Annotated in this window: 1 rRNA gene; it reads left to right on the top strand. The window is 51.7% G+C overall.

The features are described 5' to 3' along the window. The first annotated feature begins 109 nt into the window (after positions 1-109). A 23S ribosomal RNA gene (locus tag BSO02S_RS25835) occupies positions 110-3,044 on the top strand.

Below are 3,044 nucleotides of genomic sequence, written 5' to 3'. Positions count from 1 at the left end.
TTTTTTTATTCGTTCTTTGAAAACTAGATAATCGTAATGAAGAAGCAAAGTAAACATCGAGTTAATTGCCATTTTAATCTCTTATTTTATTAAGAGAAACAACCTTTTAGGTTAAGTTAGAAAGGGCGCACGGTGAATGCCTTGGCACTAGGAGCCGATGAAGGACGGGACTAACACCGATATGCTTCGGGGAGCTGTAAGTAAGCTTTGATCCGGAGATTTCCGAATGGGGGAACCCACTGTTCGTAATGGAACAGTATCTTTACCTGAATACATAGGGTATGGAAGGCATACCCGGGGAACTGAAACATCTAAGTACCCGGAGGAAGAGAAAGCAAACGCGATTCCCTGAGTAGCGGCGAGCGAAACGGGACATAGCCCAAACCAAGAGGCTTGCCTCTTGGGGTTGTAGGACACTCAACATGGAGTTACAAAGGAACGGGGTAGATGAAGCGATCTGGAAAGGTCCGTCATAGAAGGTAAAAACCCTGTAGTTGAAACTTCGTTCCCTCCTGAGTGGATCCTGAGTACGGCCGGACACGAGAAATCCGGTCGGAAGCAGGGAGGACCATCTCCCAAGGCTAAATACTCCCTAGTGACCGATAGTGAACCAGTACCGTGAGGGAAAGGTGAAAAGCACCCCGGAAGGGGAGTGAAATAGTTCCTGAAACCGTGTGCCTACAAGTAGTCAGAGCCCGTTTATGGGTGATGGCGTGCCTTTTGTAGAATGAACCGGCGAGTTACGATCCCATGCAAGGTTAAGTTGAAAAGACGGAGCCGCAGCGAAAGCGAGTCTGAATAGGGCGTTTTAGTATGTGGTCGTAGACCCGAAACCAGGTGATCTACCCATGTCCAGGGTGAAGTCCAGGTAACACTGGATGGAGGCCCGAACCCACGCACGTTGAAAAGTGCGGGGATGAGGTGTGGGTAGCGGAGAAATTCCAATCGAACTTGGAGATAGCTGGTTCTCTCCGAAATAGCTTTAGGGCTAGCCTCACGTTGTTAGAGTCTTGGAGGTAGAGCACTGTTTGGACTAGGGGCCCTCATCGGGTTACCGAATTCAGACAAACTCCGAATGCCAAAGACTTATCCGTGGGAGTCAGACTGCGAGTGATAAGATCCGTAGTCAAAAGGGAAACAGCCCAGACCACCAGCTAAGGTCCCAAAGTATACGTTAAGTGGAAAAGGATGTGGAGTTGCTTAGACAACCAGGATGTTGGCTTAGAAGCAGCCACCATTTAAAGAGTGCGTAATAGCTCACTGGTCGAGTGACTCTGCGCCGAAAATGTACCGGGGCTAAACGTATCACCGAAGCTGTGGATTGACACCATTAGGTGTCAGTGGTAGGAGAGCGTTCTAAGGGCGTTGAAGCTAGACCGTAAGGACTGGTGGAGCGCTTAGAAGTGAGAATGCCGGTATGAGTAGCGAAAGATGAGTGAGAATCTCATCCACCGAATGCCCAAGGTTTCCTGAGGAAGGCTCGTCCGCTCAGGGTTAGTCGGGGCCTAAGCCGAGGCCGAAAGGCGTAGGCGATGGATAACAGGTTGATATTCCTGTACCACCTCTTTATCGTTTGAGCAATGGGGGGACGCAGTAGGATAGGGTAAGCGCACTGCTGGATATGTGCGTGTAAGCAGTTAGGCTGGTGAATAGGCAAATCCGTTCACTATAAGGCTGAGCTGTGATGCCGAGGGAAATTTAGTACCGAAGTTCCTGATTCCACACTGCCAAGAAAAGCCTCTAGCGAGATAAAAGGTGCCCGTACCGCAAACCGACACAGGTAGGCGAGGAGAGAATCCTAAGGTGAGCGAGAGAACTCTCGTTAAGGAACTCGGCAAAATGACCCCGTAACTTCGGGAGAAGGGGTGCTCTTTGGGGTTCATAGCCTCGAAGAGCCGCAGTGAATAGGCCCAGGCGACTGTTTAGCAAAAACACAGGTCTCTGCGAAGCCGCAAGGCGAAGTATAGGGGCTGACGCCTGCCCGGTGCTGGAAGGTTAAGAGGAGGGGTTAGCGCAAGCGAAGCTCTGAATCGAAGCCCCAGTAAACGGCGGCCGTAACTATAACGGTCCTAAGGTAGCGAAATTCCTTGTCGGGTAAGTTCCGACCCGCACGAAAGGCGTAACGATCTGGGCACTGTCTCAACGAGAGACTCGGTGAAATTATAGTACCTGTGAAGATGCAGGTTACCCGCGACAGGACGGAAAGACCCCGTGGAGCTTTACTGCAGCCTGATATTGAATTTTGGTACAGCTTGTACAGGATAGGTAGGAGCCTGAGAAACCGGAGCGCCAGCTTCGGTGGAGGCGTCGGTGGGATACTACCCTGGCTGTATTGAAATTCTAACCCGCATCCCTTATCGGGATGGGAGACAGTGTCAGGCGGGCAGTTTGACTGGGGCGGTCGCCTCCTAAAGAGTAACGGAGGCGCCCAAAGGTTCCCTCAGAATGGTTGGAAATCATTCGCAGAGTGTAAAGGCACAAGGGAGCTTGACTGCGAGACCTACAAGTCGAGCAGGGACGAAAGTCGGGCTTAGTGATCCGGTGGTTCCGCATGGAAGGGCCATCGCTCAACGGATAAAAGCTACCCCGGGGATAACAGGCTTATCTCCCCCAAGAGTCCACATCGACGGGGAGGTTTGGCACCTCGATGTCGGCTCATCGCATCCTGGGGCTGTAGTCGGTCCCAAGGGTTGGGCTGTTCGCCCATTAAAGCGGTACGCGAGCTGGGTTCAGAACGTCGTGAGACAGTTCGGTCCCTATCCGTCGTGGGCGCAGGAAATTTGAGAGGAGCTGTCCTTAGTACGAGAGGACCGGGATGGACGCACCGCTGGTGTACCAGTTGTTCTGCCAAGAGCATCGCTGGGTAGCTATGTGCGGACGGGATAAGTGCTGAAAGCATCTAAGCATGAAGCCCCCCTCAAGATGAGATTTCCCATAGCGCAAGCTAGTAAGAACCCTGAAAGATGATCAGGTTGATAGGTCAGAGGTGGAAGCGTGGCGACATGTGGAGCTGACTGATACTAATCGTTCGAGGACTTAACCAA

The sequence above is a fragment of the Neobacillus soli NBRC 102451 genome (genome assembly GCF_001591665.1).
In the GTDB taxonomy this organism is placed as follows: domain Bacteria; phylum Bacillota; class Bacilli; order Bacillales; family Cytobacillaceae; genus Neobacillus; species Neobacillus soli.
This window is presented reverse-complemented; position numbering and strand designations above follow the sequence as displayed.